The organism is Paenarthrobacter sp. CC6, assembly GCF_040560085.1.
Lineage (GTDB): Bacteria > Actinomycetota > Actinomycetes > Actinomycetales > Micrococcaceae > Arthrobacter > Arthrobacter nicotinovorans.
The window spans coordinates 1-15,949 of sequence record NZ_JARDAN010000026.1; the positions used below are offsets into that span (position 1 = coordinate 1).

Genomic DNA, 15,949 nt, shown 5'->3' on the forward strand with positions numbered 1-15,949 from the left:
CCGACCACGGCAACTTCTTGACCATGACACCCCTCCAACTACAGGGGTGTTGCACTAGCCACCTGAAGACGCCTGCCCGGCATTGTCATTAAGTGCCACCTCGGCGAGAGGATGAGGGGTTTAGCGCAGGGACTTGTCGTCCGGATTGCGGGGAACCACGTAGGTGCTGCCATCCGGACGGCGGAGGGTTTCCCACTGCTGGGTCTCCGCTTGGCGCTGGGCGAGCAGCTTCCGGTTGGCTTCCGTCATTTCGTGATCCAGGGAGCTGCTGTGTGCCGGGCCAAAAATCACGCGAAACTTTCCGGTTGCGCGCATGAATTTCCGGGTGAAGGATTCCTTTGCCACGCGGATCGACTCCTCAGTGTTCGACGACTCTATACGTTCATAGTACGCTAATCATTAGTACACTAACTAATTGGTTCGGTGTAGCCTCGTCAGTGCAGCAAGCAGGAGGAAGCCATGACGACCATCAGCGATACCAGCCAGGAAACCGATGACCTCCTTCTGGAGCGCCAACTGTGCTTTGCCCTCACCGTAGCCTCGCGCAGCGTTGTGGGTGTCTACAAGCCCGTTCTTGAAAAGCTCGGCCTGACCCACCCCCAGTACTTGGTGATGTTGGCACTGTGGGAACGCAGCCCGAGGACGTTGAAGGACATCAGCGACAGCCTGCTCCACGATCCCGCCACCCTCTCCCCCTTGCTCAAACGCCTGGAAGAAGCCCAGCTCATCACCCGCGAGCGCGTGCCCGGAAATGAGCGCGCACTGGCCATCACCCTCACTGACAAGGGAGCGGCCCTCCGCGCACAGGCCACGGCTGTGCCCGGCGAAATCCGCAATCGCCTGCACCTCAGCCGCGAAGAAGTCGCCGAGCTCCACCAAGCGATGACCGGCCTGATTGCCGCCACTCAGCGCACCGCCGACGAGCCACGTAAAATGGAGGCAACCTAGGAGATCCCATGAGCATGCGAAGTGTCCGCCCGTTACTGGCAGTACTTGCTGTCGCAAGCCTCGCCGCATGCTCCGGTGCCCCCTCACCAGGTTCCTCAGGCAGCCCAACCCAGGCGCCGACGTCGGGCCCTTCAAGCAGCAGTACAGCACCCGGCAGCCCCTCCACCAGCAGCACCCCGACGGCGGGCGGCAGCCAATCGGCAACGGCCGGACGCGGCGACGCTGAACTGAGCATCACACTCCTGGAAACCCCCGAGGCCGCGCCCAAGACCTTCACCCTTGTCTGCACGGGCGGAACTCCCGCTGCGGAGAGCAACCACCCGTCGGCCGCCGAAGCATGCGCCGCGATCAAGAACAACCCCTCCATGCTCAGCCCGGCTCCGCCCCGGGCCGACCGGGCCTGCACCATGCAGTACGGCGGCCCCGCAACCGCCAAGGTGACCGGCGCCGTGGACGGCAAGGAAGTAGTCGCGGCCTTCAACCGCACCGACGGCTGCCAGATCGGTATGTGGGACGTCGCCAAGAGCGTCCTCGGATCAGATGGCGGTTTCTAGGCTGCGACACCTCCCCCAAGAGGAATGGCTTGGGCTGGAGGCTGCCCATCACACTCGGGTCGCACGCTATGCGGACCCGTACTTGGCCCGGCGTTCGGCCGGGAAGAAGCACCCCGTGGAGGACTTCCTCTTCACCTACTACACCCAGAAGCCGGGCCAGTTGCTTCGCTGGCACCCCGGGGATGCCATAGTCCTCAGCGGTGAGCGGGCATTGGAGCGCAGCGCGTGGAAGTTCTACAGGACACCCGACGACGGCGAACTCGCCTCACTGGGGCTGCCCTCGGGTACACCGGCGGTCACCTTCGACCGGGCCGGCTTCCTGGCCGACCGCGCCGAGGCCGTCCGCTTCGCGGGCATCATCCTCTCCGGGACCGCGAAACGTCCGGCCCAGTTCGGCTGCTTCGGCCTGCACGAGTGGGCCATGGTGTACCGGCAGGAAAAGTTCGAGCTGCGCCACGAATACCTCAAGCTCAGGCTGGGCGGCGAGGGTACTGACACCGTGGTGGAAGAGAACCGGATCCGCTGCTCCCACTTCGATGCCTTCCGCTTCTACACCCCCGACGCCTTGCCCCTTAATGAGCTCACGCCAACCCGCGAAAACCAGCGGACCATGGAGCAACCGGGCTGCCTGCACGCCAACATGGACCTTTACAAGTGGGCCTACAAACTGACGCCTGCGTTGCCAAGCGGGCTGGTGATGGACTGCTTTGAGTTGTCGTGGCGGATCCGGGCCATGGACATGCAGGCTTCTCCGTACGATCTCGAAGAATGGGGCTACCCGCCCATCAGGATTGAGACACCGCAGGGCAAGGCCGAGTACGTTGAGTACCAGCGGGCTTTCGCAGCCGAATCCCAGGAGCTGCGGGCCCGCGTGCTTCAGGCAGTAAGCCCGCTCTTGGACGAGCTGAGCGGCGCGGCCGCCTGAGCACCCGACGCCACCAGCGAAAGGTCACCATGGTTTCCCCAAGCAACAGCGACACCACCGACGCAAACGCAAGCGAAAACGACGTCGACCTCACCGTCACGCTGACAGAGTCACCGGGCGCTGACAGCCGGGTGTTCCACCTCCGGTCCGCAGGGGGTGTCCTCTCCCCCGACCCGGACTCGGTCGACTCAAACCTGCCGGATGCGACGGCGGCGCTTGCCGCCGTCGAGCAGTTCGGGGAGGAGATCTTCTTCCCGCAGCCGCGGCCGGACCGGATCTGCACGCAACAGTACGGGGGCCCGCAGGTAGCCGAAGTCCGGGGATGGTTCCGTGGGCGTAAAGTCCATAGCCATTTCAGCAGGACGGATGGTTGCGAGATCGCCCGGTGGAAGACCATGGCGGCGTTGCTGGGCAATACCGGAGGCGCAACGTCCGGCTCATGACACGCAAATGGGCTGGGGACGCCCGGATTCGGGTGTCCTCAGCCCATTTGCGTGTCCCGCAGAGTTTTAGCCGGCGTTGTTGCTCTGTGTCGGCTCATCGCCGCGGATCTTGCCCCGCGGCTTCTTGTCCTTCTTGTCCTTCTTGGGGTCTTCCTCATCCGGAACCACAACAGCTCCGCCGGGGTTGACCAGGACCGTGACGAAGCTCGGCTCGCTGGTTCCTGCGAAGGTCAGGCGGCCAATGTAGGAACCCGGTTCCAGGTTCTTCCAGTTCAGCGAAATCTGGCCCGTCTTGCCGTTGGCGAGTCGGATCGGATTCGGCGTCACGGTGGCGTTGCCCTGGTTGGCCCCCAGCACTGCAGCATCAACGGTTGCCTTGGTGGGCTGGTTGTTGGGGCTGGCGTAGAGGTTGGCGTAGACAAAGTAGTCGCCCGGGGCCGGGTTGGGAACGGACAGGGTTTCGCTGGCGGATGCCGTTGCGGCCGGCAGCTGCTGACCGGACGGAGTCAGGACCAGCATGTCGAAGTCGGCGGCCTCATTGGAGGAGATCACCGAGAACTTGGCCAGGGCACTGCCCTCACCAACGGTCACCTTCTTCACGAAGTTCGATGCGTTGGTTTGGCCGGCAAACGGGCCGGGAACCAGCTCGATAGCCGAAGAATCCGCCTTGGACAGGCCATCAATGGTCACACCCACCGGCAGGTTGGTGCCGGAGGTGATGTTGATGGTGCCCGAGCCGTTGGGGCCCGTGCCGGTGAAGGCCAGTGCCTTGTCCGCGATGACGGACTGCGGACGGACGGCGATCGGCGAAGTGACGGTCTTGTTGGCACCCTGCCAGTTGAGCGAACCCATGGCGAACTTGCCCAGTTCGGCGTTCTTGTTCTCAAACTGGACCTTGAAGGTCTTCTTTTCACCGGGTGCACCGAAGGTCAGCACGGACGGTGTCACCTTGACGTTGACGCCCGGAACGTTGGCCGTGGCCCGGTAGGTGCCCGGCGTCAGCGCAGTCAGCGTACGCGTGACTTCGATCTTGCCGGCCAGGTTGCCCAGCGCGAAGGAGGGAACGTTCATGTCGCGCGCAGCCGTGGTGCCGAGCCCTTCCATGCCCAGGTCCATCCCGGTGCCCTGGATGAACTTCAGGTAGTCCTCGGTGGTGGCGTCGTAGACCAGGCCCGGGTTGAGTACCTTTGCCGGATCAACCTGTCCGGCGCCGGTGGCGAAGACGTCCTTGTTGACGGCGCCGTTGGCCAGCTTAACCGGACCAGCGGTGGTCATCATGGCGGACTTCACCGTAGCCGGGGACCACTGCGGGTTCTTGCCGAGGATCAATGCGCCGAAACCGGCCACGTGCGGTGAAGCCATGGACGTTCCGGACAGGAAGCCGAAGTTGTCGCCGCCGGTTCCGATCGGGGATACACCCGCGAGGATGGCGACACCGGGTGCCGAAACATCCGGCTTCAGCAGGTCCGAGTCAGTGGCAAGCAGCGGCCCGCGCGAGGAGAACCCGGCGATCTGCGGCTGTGCTTCGGCCGGCAGTCCCGTGGTGTCGCGGTTCAACAGGGACACAGTGATGGTCGGGTTCGCCGTGACCTTGTCCTTGATGGTCTGCGTGGCGGGCGGGTTCACGTGCACGGTGGGAATGACGTGCTTGTCAGTATCCAGCGACGAGTCCGTCAGGTTGACGAGGATCATGCCAACGCCGCCGCCGCGCAGGACTTCAGCGCTCTTGGCGGTGCGGTCAACCACGCCACGGTCACAAACAACAACCTTGCCGGCAACCTTTGCCGGGTCCAGGGACCCGGGAGCACACAGCGCTGCGTTACCTTGGCCGCTTGCGGCGTTGGTGGACAGCACGACGCCGGCCCCGCTCACCTCGCGGTTCATGATGCTCGCTCCGCGGAACTTGCTGCCGTCGGAGAATTCAACTGTGCCCTGGAGTTCCTGGGAGAAGGACGTCGCAGCAACGGTGGTCAGCCAGGGAGCTCCGTGATTGACGGTGCTGGCCGTTGGTCCGGAGTTGCCGGCCGAGGTGGCGACGAAGATGCCGGCTGACGCTGCGGACAGGAATGCCAGCGACACCGGATCCGTGGTGGAAGTGGTGGAACCGGAGATGGAGTAGTTCAGTACGTCCACGCCGTCCAGGATGGCCTGCTCGATCGCATCCACGGAAGCGGAGCCGTAGCAGCCACCGGTGGCGGGATCGGTGTCTTCCCAGCAGACTTTGTAGATGGAGAGCTTGGCGGCCGGTGCAATGCCGCTGGTGGTTCCGAAGCTCCTGCCATCCACGACGGCGTCAACGTTGCCATTGCCTGCTGCCGTGCTGGCGGTGTGGGTGCCGTGGCTGTCCACGTCCACCGCTGAAATGACTTCTTCGGGAGCCCGGTTTTCCGGGGGAACTGTTTCAAGGAAGGCGTCTGCGAAGTAGTGGGTGCTGAGGACCTTTGAGTTGCAGGCGCTGCCGTCGTAGTCGGCGCCCGTCCCGGTGCCCGGCTGGCATTCGCCGACGAAAGTGTCGCCGTCGGCCTTGAGCATGGCGATCTTGCCGTCCGCAGTGCGGTAGGGAACGCCAACCTGGGGGTTGCCGACCAGCGGCCCCACGGGCTCACCGGCGAAGAACGGGTTTGAAGGGGTGTAGCCGGTGTCGATGACGCCCACGACCGTGCCCTTGCCGGCATTCTCCTGCCCGCCATACTGGGTGGCCCAGGTGCCGTTGGGGCCGCTGAGCTTCAGGAAGTCGGTGGTGGAGTAGTCCGGAGCGTATTGCGTGTCCGGTGCGACCATCAGGACTTTGGGATCCTTGGCAAGGTTGATGGCCTGGTCCGCGGTCAGGTTGGCGCTGAAGCCGTTGACGGCGGTGGTGAACTCGCGCTTGATGGTGACGTTTTCCTGCCGGGCAACTTCCTGCTGCTTCTGCTGCAGGTGCTGCTGGTATTCCTTCACCTCGGCACTGTCGGCGTCGAGCTTTTTGCCTTCCTCCGGTTTGGTCGGCGCGAGCCCTGCCGTGCCGCCGTCGTAGGTTGCCGCAGGCTTTTCGGCAAGGACCACCATGTAGCGGCCGTCCTTGTAGGAACCGGGGTCAAGGTTCTTCTTGGCCACGCCTGCAACATTTCCGGGCGCCTCCGGGGCAGGGGCGGCCTGGGCCGGCATCGCCATGGACGAGAGCAGCAACGGCAGGCCGACGGCAAGCACCGCGGCCTTCCGGAGTCCCCCGCTTCTGACGAAGCTCTTTCCTTGTGATTTCACGAGTGGTTGCACCTTTCACTGAGGAGGCCCGGGCTCCATCGCCGAGGCCTGTCAACTTTCAGATGGTTGAACCTTTGACAGTTCTTGTCAAAGCCGCACAACCAGCCGAGTCATAGAGTATCTACTGAGAGCCGAATATGACATACAGCACATTTCAGCGAATTTGTCTTGTCACAATGGCCGCGATTCGTCATGGAAAGCAGCAACGGACCGCAGGGAACAACCCTGCGGTCCGTCGTGTGCAGCCAGCCGTAAACGACTAGCCCTTGGGTGTCACCTGGAGCCGGTCAAACGAAACCTGCACGCCATCCTTGTCCAGGACCACGACGTCGTCGCGGCCGTTCTTGACATCCGAAGGCAGGATGAACTCCACGGTGTTGTCGGTGGTGGGGAAGATCCAGCCGAGACGGTACATCGTCTTGTTGAGATAGACGTAGTACCACTGACCGTATTCAAGACCCTTGAGCTCTACCTTCTGTCCGGTCCGGTACTTGTCCGTCGTGCCCAGGTCAAAGGGCGGCGTCCGGCCGTCGAAGTCCTGGACTGTCAGCGCAGGCACGTTGCCCGGCTTGGCCGGCTGGACAGTCAGTACCAGCGGATCCGCTGCCGCAGCGACAGCCACTTCCGTTGCACCATTGCGGGCCGTCGCCCCGAAACCCACTGCCGCAAGGCTTCCGGCGGCCACGTCCGCAGCTGTCAGGACATGCTCCCGGGTGGACGTCACCGTGGCGCCCTCAGCAAGCGCTGCTGCGGAAATACCGGCGTCGGGGGCCTCCAACCCGGTTACCGCAACATTGCCCGCGTTGCCCACCGTGTACGTGTAGGTCACGGGATCACCGGGGCTGGCGAAACGATCTCCGTCAGCGTCCCGCCATTCAGCGGAAACCGTTGCCGCAAGCTTCGGTTCGCGCACTTTGAGGTCCACCTCGCCGCCGTTCACCGTAATGGTCTTGGTGCTTTGGCCGGCAGCGCTGACCTCCCAGGTGGTGTCCGGGACGAAGAAGCCCTGCTCGGCTTCGGCGGCAGTCACCGTGTGCCGCGGGGTGGTGCACTCGTAACTCTGCCCCGCCGGCAACACGCTGTAACGGCAGTTCCCCGGACCCTCGGGAAGGAACGGGCCGAAGTTGCCGGCGGTGGGGACTGTTTTCTCCACCAAAGGGCTCGTGTTCTTCACCGTGAACGTGTACGGGACAAGCTCACCTGCGGCGTAGGGCCGGGTTGCGAGGTCACGCCCGACGTCGGCACGCGTCCCGCTGATGTCGGCCGTCAGCAGACCGTCGCGCAACGCGACCGCAGCACCAGTGAACTGCACCGTTTTGCTGAGCGACGGCGTCGCGCTGGCAGTGATGGTGAAGCCCGCCTCCGGAAGGAAGTAGCCACGCTGGACGTCCGTAGCCGTGATCACATGCTTGGCAGTGGTGCAGGTGTACGCGGCGCCTGCGGCCAGGTTGTTGAACCGGCAGTTGGGAGCCGAGGGCGGCAGGAAGCCGGAGTCGAAGGTTCCCGAGACCGGTACGGAGTTGGCCGTGACGTTGGCCGTGCTCTTGACATTGAACGAGTAGCTGAGGACTTCGCCCACCTGGTAGGGGCTGGCCACGACATCGCGTGCGGGTGCAGAACCGGTGATGGTGAGACCCACCTGCGGAGCCACCGGCACGGTGGCGGTGAAGGTGAACTGCGAAACCCGGCCATCCGCCGTCGTGAAGGCCGCGTTGAGGTTCTGCGGCCCGCTGGCGTTTGCCGGTGCGGTGAGGGCTACGTTGACGGTGACCGAGGCTCCCGGCGCGACATCGGGAACCGGCACTGTGGTGGCCGACCAGCCGCTGGGTGTGTAAACAGTGGCGTTGGCGCCAGTGAGCGTGGTGGCTTCCTGGTTTGTCACGGTTACCGGCACTTGCTGCGTAGCTCCGGGAGCAGCGGTGACGGCCGGCGCGGACAACGGTGCGCAAACGTAGTTCAACCAGGCGTCGTCGAACTTGGCGAACGGCATGTTGTCCGTGTAGTTGCCCTCATAGAGCACGCCGAACTTGCCGTCCTCCAGCCGGGTCACAGTTGAGTACGCGGAGAACCCGGAGCGGATGGTGCGGACGCCCGGCCACGTAGCGCCGTCGTCGCAGGAGACACGGGCGGAGACATTTTCGCGGCCGGTCTTGGAGTTGGCGTTGGTGAAGATGAGCTTCCTGGCATCGGCCGAGCCCTGCGCGGCGTTCGGGAACATGCGCGCGATGGCTCCGTTGTTGGCGGGATCCGGAAGCTCCGTGTCCTGCGTGACCGGACCGTACGTGGCGCCACCGTCAGTGGAAACGGCCACCTTGCGGTAGCCCTGGTTGGCGTTGTCCCGGGAATTCAGGAGGACACGGCCGTCGGAGAGTTCAACGGTCTTGTTTTCGTCCATCCGGTCACCGACGTTGGCACCCTTGTGCCAGGTGGCGCCGTGATCGTCCGAATAGACGCTGTAGGCCTGGATCTTGTTGGTGCCGTCGGCCTGGCGCACATCGCCGGCGTACTGCTGGATGAGCCGGCCCTTGTACTGGCCGTACTTGAGCTGGATGCCTTCGCCGGAGGAGGCAAAGTTCGAGCGGACGTCCCCGGCCGCCGGGCTGGTCTTGCTGGTCCCGGGCTTGGTCACGTTGGTGATGAGCCGGGGCTGGCTCCAGGTGATTCCGCCGTCGGAGGACTCGATGACTGCCGAGGAGATCACTGCCCTGTCGGCGTCGTCGTTGCCGAACTGGCTGCCGCCGAAGCCTTGGTCCTTGGAGTAGACGAAGAAAGCGAAGACCTTGCCTGCTTCCGCGTCGTAGATGTAGGAGGGGTCGCTGTAACCGTATTTGGGTCCGCTGGCGTCAGCCACGTGACCCGCAGCGATGACCTGCACCGGCCCCCAGGTCTGGCCGCCATCAGTGCTGCGGCGCTGGACTATCGAGTTGGGGTTGGGCGCGTCGGCCGCTGAGCCGGGACGTCCGTCCCAGGCTGCCAACACCACATTGTTGCCCAGGTAGGTCAGGGCGGGGATCCGGTAGAAGAAGTTGGCAGCCGTGCGGTCAGCGGCGATGTTGGCCTCGGTGAAGGTGCCGGGGGATGCAGAGGGGTTGCTGGGCGGGATGGGGGCGGCGGTGGCCGGAAGGCCGAGCCCGGCCAGCAGGCCCAGGCTCAGGGTGCCGGCAGCCGCGACGCGGGCGAGCGATGGTGCAGGGGGTATGGATTTCAAATCCAGTGTCCTTTCGAATCGGCTCCGGGTTGGCACTTCACGCGTGGTTGGTTCAGGGATTGGCGTGTAGTGCTACCTCGTGATGGGCGTTCGTGTTACGTGCTACGTCGAACGTCCTACAACCATAGAGTGCTGGCCGTCACATTGCCAGAGATGGAGCAGGAGCAGATGCGCGGCGGGATAAAGCGGTAGCCTCGAGTGCGAACTGCCCGACGCCCGTAAACCTTGGAGTTGCCGTGAAAATCCTCGTCCCGGACACCATCGAACTGGACCTTTCCGATCCCGCAACCTCCGGGGACGAGATCGTGGTCTACGCAGTGGACAAGCCCATCCCCGGCGAGCACCGCGACGCAGAGGTTCTGGTGGCATGGCGGAACACCTCGGAGAACCTCGCCGATGCCGCCAAGGAAATGACCTCACTCAAGCTGGTCCAGACGCTCGCAGCCGGACCCGACTCCGTACTCGCCGCTGGATTCGGGGACACCACAGCCATCACGTCCGGACGCTCACTCCACGACGGCCCGGTCGCTGAACACGCGCTGGCGCTGGTCCTGGCTGCCGTGCGGCGCCTGGATGTCCTCCTGGAATCGCAAAAAGCCGCTACCTGGAACCAGCCGTACAACGCCGAGCAGTCCAACCCCGGCACCGAACAGCTCTACACGCTCGACGGCGCCAAGGTCACCATTTGGGGGTTCGGTTCCATCGCAGGGCGGTTGGCTCCCCTGCTGGCCGCGCTGGGCGCGGAGGTCACCGGCGTCGCAAGTTCCGCCGGCGAGCGCTATGGCTTCCCAGTGGTGGCCGCGGATGGGTTCCCGGAGGTCCTGGGCACCACGGACGTGCTGATTTCAATATTGCCCGCGACCCCGGAAACCGCCGACGCCCTCAATGACGAGGTCCTGCGTCATCTGCCGGCGACCGCCGTGTTCGTCAACGTGGGCCGCGGCGCGACGGTGGATGAGGACGCGCTGCTGGCGGCGCTGAAGGAGGGCCGCCTGCGTGCAGCAGCACTGGATGTGACCAAGGTGGAACCACTGCCGGCCTATTCGGAATTGTGGTCGGCGCCCAACCTGATCATCACGCCCCACGTCGCGGGCAACCGCCCCAAGGGTTCGGCGAAGCTGGTCCTGGCCAACATCTCCGCCCTCAAGGAAGGCAAGCCGCTCACCAATCAAGTGGCGGGCTGAACGAATCTCCACTTACTTGCGAAATTCCTTGCGTGGAAATAGTAAGCATGCTTATGTTAGGTGGGTCCGGGGTGGCCAGCAGAGGGTTCCCATCCCACGCATAGCATGAGGCAACGTGAGGAAACGTATGTACCTGCACACCCAACTTCTCATCAATGAAATCGCTGCCGACGAGCCTGATCCCGCTGCAGCCAACGCCCTCCAGGAAGGCCTGGGCGGACAGTTCGGCGAAATGCGGACCATGATGCAGTACCTCTTCCAAAGCATGAACTTCCGCGGCGATCCCGCCTCCAAGCCCTACAAGGACCTCCTCCAGGGCATCGGTACCGAAGAGATCAGCCACGTGGAACTCATCGGAACCACCATTTCCCAACTCCTTGATGGGTCACCCCGCTACCAGGGCAAGAAGTCGGATCCGGTGGACGAGCCCGGCGCCGGCGGTGCCACTCCCCTGAAGATCGCCCTGGACACCAGCAATATCCACCACTACCTGGTGGGCGCCCAGGGTGCGTTGCCCGTGGATGCGGCAGGCAACCCTTGGAGCGGTTCCTACGTCTACAACAGCGGGAACCTCGTCCTGGACCTGCTCTACAACCTGATGCTCGAATCCACGGGGCGGCTCCAGAAATGCCGCATCTACGAGATGACGGAAAACAAGACGGCACGCTCCACCATCGCCTACCTGATTGTCCGCGACCAGGCCCACGAGAATGCTTACGCAAAGGCCTTGGAAAGCCTGGGCGTGAACTGGGGCAAGGTCCTCCCGATCCCCAAGACCAACGCCGAGCAGTTCCCGGAAGTGAAGAAGCTCCTGGACCTGGGACTCCAGAGCGTTCAGTACACCTTCAGCGCTGACAACCTCAGCGAAGCAGGCAAGCTCTACCGTGGGGCGTCACCGTCCAACGACGGCACCGAACTGAGCACCGAGCAGATGCCGGACGGTTTCCCCATGACCATGTCGGCGGAACGCAAGGAAGAGTTTGCGCCCGGACTCGATCCTGAACTCCTGGCCTTGATCCAGGCTACGGCCGAGCAGGAGATGAAGGACGCCGACAGCCCCAAGGAAGCCGCGGCAACCCCGGCCAAATCCAAGACGGCCAAGAAGTAGCCTGACATCAAGAAAGTGGGCCCAACCTCGCAGGAGGTGGGCCCACCTTTCGCTTAGTCAGCAATCAGGCGTGCTCGTAGGTCAGGCAATCGGCGGCCTCGCGGCCGGGTCCGACCTTGACGTCGTGGGCCTCGCACATGAGGTTGTTGTTGTGGACGCATTCGGACCGCTGGCAGGCGCCGACGTGGGCCAGGACCTTGGGCAGGCCGCCCATGGCATTGGTGTCAATGAAAGTTGCGCAGGAAGCGTGGTCCTGGGTTCCGCCGATGGTGATTCCAAAAGCGGTGCAGCCATCGTGGTTGAATCCGCAGCTGCCAACGCTACAGGCGGATACTTCTGCAATGTGATCGGTCATTGGTCCTCCTGGTTATCTTTGTTTTACCAGGGGGGTGAACCCCCGCGTGTAACTCCAAAGTACGCCGGAATCACGCCGTTTAACCCCTTTGAATAGCGCATTTGTACGTGCGCTAATGTCAGGTTCCCTACCGGGGTCCGCGCAGGGCGTCGCTGATTTTCGCCCGGGTCTCCGCGTCCAAGGGAGCTGTCACCCTGTGGTCGCGGGCAGCTTTGTCAGCCCTGATCTTTTGGATGACCATGCGGCCCAAACCTGCAAAAACGGCTGCGGCCACAACACCCAGCACCATCGATTTCGGTTTTTCAGCCATGCGGCAATCCTAGTGACGCCGGGCCGCGGCGGCCAGCGCCGACAGGCGCTCGTGCCTGCCGCCGTCGGACGTTCCCTTGGCACGATTTCCGCCGTGACGGCGGGGTGTCCTCGCAGAATCGGGCTGAATAGGGTATGTGCGCCGCTCCCGGTAGAATGGTTGTGCAAGCTCGCGGAGCGCCCCCATGCCGTTCAAACAATGCAGTTCACAACCGTGTTTAACCCTGTGTCCATAACGCTGTTTGAATGCGGCTGAACGGCGTGAGACGGCATCTCCGCGGCAGCCTTATTTAAGGTTCACCCAACTCACGCACAGGAGTTACCGGATGCCCCGGATCGTCGTTGACGTCATGCCCAAGCCCGAGATTCTGGACCCCCAGGGGAAGGCCATCGTGGGTGCACTGCCCCGCCTCGGCTTCAACAGCTTCAGCGCAGTCCGCCAGGGCAAGCGCTTTGAACTGACTGTCGACGGCGAGGTGACCGACGCTATCCTGGCCCAGGCCCGCGAAGCTGCCGAGACCCTCCTGTCCAACCCGGTGATCGAGGATGTCGTCAACGTCGAGGTCGTCGAGGCCTGATATGACTTCACTCCCCCTGATCGGCGAGGCTATCGCCGCCGACGCTCATGGTGCTCGTGGCCTCGCTGGTGCCAAGATCGGCGTCGTCACCTTCCCCGGCACCCTTGACGACCGCGACGCCGCCCGTGCAGTGCGTCTCGCAGGTGGCACAGCGGTGCCGCTCTGGCATGCCGACTCCGAACTCGGCGATGTTGACGCAGTCATCATCCCCGGCGGATTCTCCTACGGCGACTACCTCCGTGCAGGCGCCATCTCGCGTTTCGCACCGCTGATGTCCAAGATCATCGATGCTGCGAACTCCGACGCCAAGCTCCCGGTCCTGGGTATTTGCAACGGCTTCCAGATCCTCACCGAGTCGCACCTGCTGCCCGGTTCCATGATCAAGAACGACCACCTGAAGTTCATCTGCCGCGACCAGACGCTGCGCGTGGAAAACGCCAACACAGCCTGGACCGTGGACTACACCGATGGCCAGGAAATCATCGTGCCGTTGAAGAACCAGGACGGACAGTACATCGCCGACGAGAAGACCCTGGACGCCCTTGAGGCTGAGGGCCGCGTGGTGTTCCGCTACGTGGGCTTCAACCCGAACGGCTCCCGCCGCGACATCGCCGGTATCTCTAACGCAGCCGGCAACGTGGTGGGCCTCATGCCCCACCCCGAGCACGCAGTGGAGGCCGGCTTCGGCCCCGAGTCGCTGAACGGCGAACCCCGCGACACCGACGGCCTGGGCTTCTTCACCTCCGTACTGACCAAGATTGTGGGAGGCGACAAGTGACCACGGAAACCACCAAGAAGTTCAACATCGACACCGTTGAGCACGCTGCCAAGACCCCGGACACGGAACTCCCGTGGGCCGAGCTGGGCCTGAAGCAGAACGAATTCGACGAGATCGTCAAGGTCCTTGGCCGGCGCCCCACCGGTGCCGAGCTGGCCATGTACTCGGTCATGTGGAGCGAGCACTGCTCCTACAAGTCCTCCAAGAACCACCTCCGCCAGTTCGGCGAGAAGGTCACCGAGGAAATGAAGAAGGACATGCTGGTGGGCATCGGCGAGAATGCCGGCGTCACCAACCTGGGCGACGGCTGGGCCGTGACGTTCAAGATCGAGTCCCACAACTCGCCGTCGTTCGTTGAGCCGTACCAGGGTGCCGCTACCGGCATCGGCGGCATCGTCCGCGACATCATTTCCATGGGCGCCCGCCCGGTAGCCGTGATGGACCCGTTGCGCTTCGGCGCCATCGACCACCCGGACACCGCACGCGTCATGCACGGTGCTGTTGCCGGCATCGGCGGCTACGGCAACTGCCTTGGCCTGCCGAACATCGGTGGCGAAATGGTCTTCGACTCCGTCTACCAGGGCAACCCGCTGGTGAACGCGCTGGCCGTGGGCGTTATGCGCCACGAGGATATCCGCCTGGCCAACGCCTCCGGCAAGGGCAACAAGGTTGTCCTCTTCGGTGCCCGCACCGGCGGCGACGGCATTGGCGGCGCCTCGGTGCTGGCCTCGGAGTCCTTCGATGACACCAAGCCTTCCAAGCGGCCGGCCGTCCAGGTGGGCGACCCGTTCGCTGAGAAGGTCCTCATCGAGTGCTGCCTTGAGCTCTTCAAGGGCTCCCTGGTTGAAGGTATCCAGGACCTCGGCGCTGCAGGCATTTCCTGCGCCACGTCCGAGCTCGCCTCCAACGGCGACGGCGGCATGGAGGTCGAGCTGACCTCGGTCCTGCTGCGCGACCCCACGCTGACCCCGGGCGAGATCCTCATGTCCGAGTCGCAGGAACGCATGATGGCCGTCGTTACCCCGGAGAACATCGAAGCCTTCGAAGCCGTGATGGACAAGTGGGCCGTGGAGTACTCCTGGTTGGGTGAAGTCACCGACACCGGCCGCCTCATCATCACCTGGGAAGGCGAAGTAATTGTCGACGTCGATCCCCGCACCGTCGCGCACGACGGCCCGGTCTACGACCGTCCGTTCGCCCGTCCGGAGTGGCAGGATTCCGTCCAGGCAAACTCCTTCACCGGTTCCGTTGAGGACGCCGGCCGCCCGTCGGCTCCCACCGAGCTGGCTGCGGCTGTCACCGAACTGGTGGCCTCGCCCAACATGTGCAGCAAGTCCTGGATCACCAAGCAGTACGACCGCTACGTTGGCGGCAACACCGCCATGGCTTTCCCGGATGACGCCGGAGTAGTCCGTGTTGACGAGGAAACCGGCCTGGGCGTCGCCCTGGCCACCGACGCCAACGGCCGCTACACCTACCTTGAGCCGTACCAGGGCGCACAGCTCGCACTGGCTGAGGCCTACCGCAATGTCGCTACCTCCGGCGCCGTTCCGATGGCCGTCAGCGACTGCCTGAACTTCGGTTCCCCCGAGGACCCGGATGTCATGTGGCAGCTCGCCGAGGCCATCCGTGGCCTCTCGGACGCCTGCATGGAACTTGGCATCCCGGTAACCGGCGGCAACGTCTCGCTGTACAACCAGACCGGCACCACGCCGATCCACCCCTCCCCCGTTGTGGCGGTCCTGGGCAAGCTTGACGACGTCGCCCGCCGTACGCCGTCGGGCTGGCGTGAAGATGGCCAGGCCATCTACCTGCTGGGTACCACCGCAGCTGAGCTGGATGGTTCCGAATGGTCCAACCTGCGCGGACACCTCGGTGGCCTGCCGCCGAAGGTTGACCTCGCAGCTGAGCGTGCACTGGGTGAAATCCTGATCAACGCTTCACGCGACGGCATGGTCGACGCGGCACACGACCTCTCCGAAGGTGGCCTCGCGGCTGCTTTGGTGGAGTCCTCGCTGCGCTACGGCGTCGGCGCCCGCATCGCCCTTGAGGAACTCATGGAGCGCGACGGCGTGGACCTGTTCACGGCCCTCTTCTCCGAGTCCCAGGCCCGGGCCATCGTGTCCGTGCCGCGCTCCGAGGAAGTCCGCTTCAAGGACATGTGCACCGCCCGTGGCTTCGCCCACCTCCGGATCGGCGTCGTTGACGCTGCCGGTGGAAAGCTGGAGATCAACGGCGTGGATGAGCTCTCGCTGGACGCCCTGCGCGAAGCCCACGAAGGAACCCTGCCGAAGTACTTCGGCTGATCCTCTCCGC

The 15,949-nt window shown here is 64.1% G+C and carries 14 protein-coding genes; 9 read left to right on the forward strand and 5 right to left on the reverse strand.

Features of this window, described 5'->3' with window-relative positions; all coding sequences use genetic code 11:
* Positions 1–120: 120 nt before the first annotated feature.
* Positions 121–345, reverse strand: coding sequence for a hypothetical protein (locus tag PV760_RS19520; protein ID WP_018779981.1), 225 nt, complete (start codon positions 343–345; stop codon positions 121–123).
* A gap of 114 nt (positions 346–459) precedes the next feature.
* Here PV760_RS19520 and PV760_RS19525 point away from each other — a divergent pair, with 114 nt between their 5' ends.
* The 4 genes from PV760_RS19525 to PV760_RS19540 are packed head-to-tail and all read left to right on the forward strand — an operon-like array spanning position 460 to position 2,870.
* Positions 460–948 carry a MarR family winged helix-turn-helix transcriptional regulator gene (locus PV760_RS19525; RefSeq protein ID WP_018779982.1) on the forward strand — a complete coding sequence of 163 codons (489 nt, stop codon included), beginning with the start codon at positions 460–462 and terminating at the stop codon, positions 946–948.
* Positions 949–956: 8 nt separating this feature from the next.
* Positions 957–1,502 (forward strand): SSI family serine proteinase inhibitor, encoded by a 546-nt coding sequence (locus PV760_RS19530; protein ID WP_354628484.1) that lies wholly within the window; start codon positions 957–959, stop codon positions 1,500–1,502.
* Positions 1,489–2,427 carry a 3-methyladenine DNA glycosylase gene (locus PV760_RS19535; protein ID WP_354628485.1) on the forward strand — a complete coding sequence of 313 codons (939 nt, stop codon included), beginning with the start codon at positions 1,489–1,491 and terminating at the stop codon, positions 2,425–2,427. Before PV760_RS19530 ends, PV760_RS19535 begins: the two co-directional genes overlap by 14 nt.
* A 29-nt stretch (positions 2,428–2,456) precedes the next feature.
* Positions 2,457–2,870 (forward strand): hypothetical protein, encoded by a 414-nt coding sequence (locus PV760_RS19540; protein WP_018779985.1) that lies wholly within the window; start codon positions 2,457–2,459, stop codon positions 2,868–2,870.
* A gap of 66 nt (positions 2,871–2,936) precedes the next feature.
* On the opposite strand, the gene PV760_RS19545 is transcribed toward PV760_RS19540, so the two are convergent.
* Together PV760_RS19545 and PV760_RS19550 are read right to left on the reverse strand one after the other, a co-directional pair.
* Positions 2,937–6,113: a S8 family serine peptidase gene (locus PV760_RS19545; protein ID WP_502921450.1), complete on the reverse strand. Its 3,177-nt coding sequence runs from the start codon at positions 6,111–6,113 to the stop codon at positions 2,937–2,939.
* 259 nt (positions 6,114–6,372) lie between these two features.
* On the reverse strand, positions 6,373–9,321 hold the full coding sequence (locus PV760_RS19550) for an exo-alpha-sialidase (protein WP_354628486.1): 2,949 nt from the start codon (positions 9,319–9,321) through the stop codon (positions 6,373–6,375).
* A gap of 236 nt (positions 9,322–9,557) precedes the next feature.
* On the opposite strand from PV760_RS19550, the gene PV760_RS19555 reads away from it, so the two are divergent.
* Both PV760_RS19555 and PV760_RS19560 read left to right on the forward strand, forming a co-directional pair.
* Positions 9,558–10,505 (forward strand): phosphoglycerate dehydrogenase, encoded by a 948-nt coding sequence (locus tag PV760_RS19555; RefSeq protein WP_039239579.1) that lies wholly within the window; start codon positions 9,558–9,560, stop codon positions 10,503–10,505.
* Between the two features lie 127 nt (positions 10,506–10,632).
* The gene (locus PV760_RS19560) at positions 10,633–11,613 is read left to right on the forward strand and encodes a manganese catalase family protein (protein ID WP_055977094.1); all 981 of its coding nucleotides are present in this window, start codon (positions 10,633–10,635) and stop codon (positions 11,611–11,613) included.
* Between the two features lie 64 nt (positions 11,614–11,677).
* Here the strand turns inward: PV760_RS19560 and PV760_RS19565 are convergent, their stop codons facing one another.
* Both PV760_RS19565 and PV760_RS19570 read right to left on the reverse strand, forming a co-directional pair.
* Positions 11,678–11,968: a DUF1540 domain-containing protein gene (locus tag PV760_RS19565; RefSeq protein WP_018779990.1), complete on the reverse strand. Its 291-nt coding sequence runs from the start codon at positions 11,966–11,968 to the stop codon at positions 11,678–11,680.
* Positions 11,969–12,095: 127 nt separating this feature from the next.
* Positions 12,096–12,278, reverse strand: coding sequence for a hypothetical protein (locus PV760_RS19570; RefSeq protein WP_018779991.1), 183 nt, complete (start codon positions 12,276–12,278; stop codon positions 12,096–12,098).
* A 325-nt stretch (positions 12,279–12,603) separates the two neighbouring features.
* Between PV760_RS19570 and purS the strand changes: the two genes are divergently transcribed.
* Genes purS through purL form a run of 3 tightly spaced genes read left to right on the forward strand, consistent with a single transcriptional unit; the run spans position 12,604 to position 15,939 of the window.
* Positions 12,604–12,855 (forward strand): phosphoribosylformylglycinamidine synthase subunit PurS, encoded by a 252-nt coding sequence (gene purS, locus PV760_RS19575; RefSeq protein WP_011773385.1) that lies wholly within the window; start codon positions 12,604–12,606, stop codon positions 12,853–12,855.
* A 1-nt stretch (position 12,856) separates the two neighbouring features.
* Positions 12,857–13,633 carry a phosphoribosylformylglycinamidine synthase subunit PurQ gene (purQ, locus tag PV760_RS19580; RefSeq protein WP_281444368.1) on the forward strand — a complete coding sequence of 259 codons (777 nt, stop codon included), beginning with the start codon at positions 12,857–12,859 and terminating at the stop codon, positions 13,631–13,633.
* Positions 13,630–15,939, forward strand: a complete 2,310-nt coding sequence (gene purL / locus PV760_RS19585; RefSeq protein WP_018779993.1) for a phosphoribosylformylglycinamidine synthase subunit PurL — start codon at positions 13,630–13,632, stop codon at positions 15,937–15,939. Before purQ ends, purL begins: the two co-directional genes overlap by 4 nt.
* The last annotated feature ends 10 nt before the right edge of the window (positions 15,940–15,949 follow it).

Bases quoted from the DNA above. Each gene is read 5' to 3' on its own strand.
- PV760_RS19570 (WP_018779991.1), bottom strand. From the start codon at position 12,278: ATGGCTGAAAAACCGAAATCGATGGTGCTGGGTGTTGTGGCCGCAGCC.
- purS (WP_011773385.1), top strand. From the start codon at position 12,604: ATGCCCCGGATCGTCGTTGACGTCATGCCCAAGCCCGAGATTCTGGAC.
- PV760_RS19535 (WP_354628485.1), top strand. From the start codon at position 1,489: ATGGCGGTTTCTAGGCTGCGACACCTCCCCCAAGAGGAATGGCTTGGG.
- PV760_RS19560 (WP_055977094.1), top strand. From the start codon at position 10,633: ATGTACCTGCACACCCAACTTCTCATCAATGAAATCGCTGCCGACGAG.
- purQ (WP_281444368.1), top strand. From the start codon at position 12,857: ATGACTTCACTCCCCCTGATCGGCGAGGCTATCGCCGCCGACGCTCAT.
- PV760_RS19565 (WP_018779990.1), bottom strand. From the start codon at position 11,968: ATGACCGATCACATTGCAGAAGTATCCGCCTGTAGCGTTGGCAGCTGC.
- PV760_RS19540 (WP_018779985.1), top strand. From the start codon at position 2,457: ATGGTTTCCCCAAGCAACAGCGACACCACCGACGCAAACGCAAGCGAA.
- PV760_RS19530 (WP_354628484.1), top strand. From the start codon at position 957: ATGAGCATGCGAAGTGTCCGCCCGTTACTGGCAGTACTTGCTGTCGCA.
- PV760_RS19525 (WP_018779982.1), top strand. From the start codon at position 460: ATGACGACCATCAGCGATACCAGCCAGGAAACCGATGACCTCCTTCTG.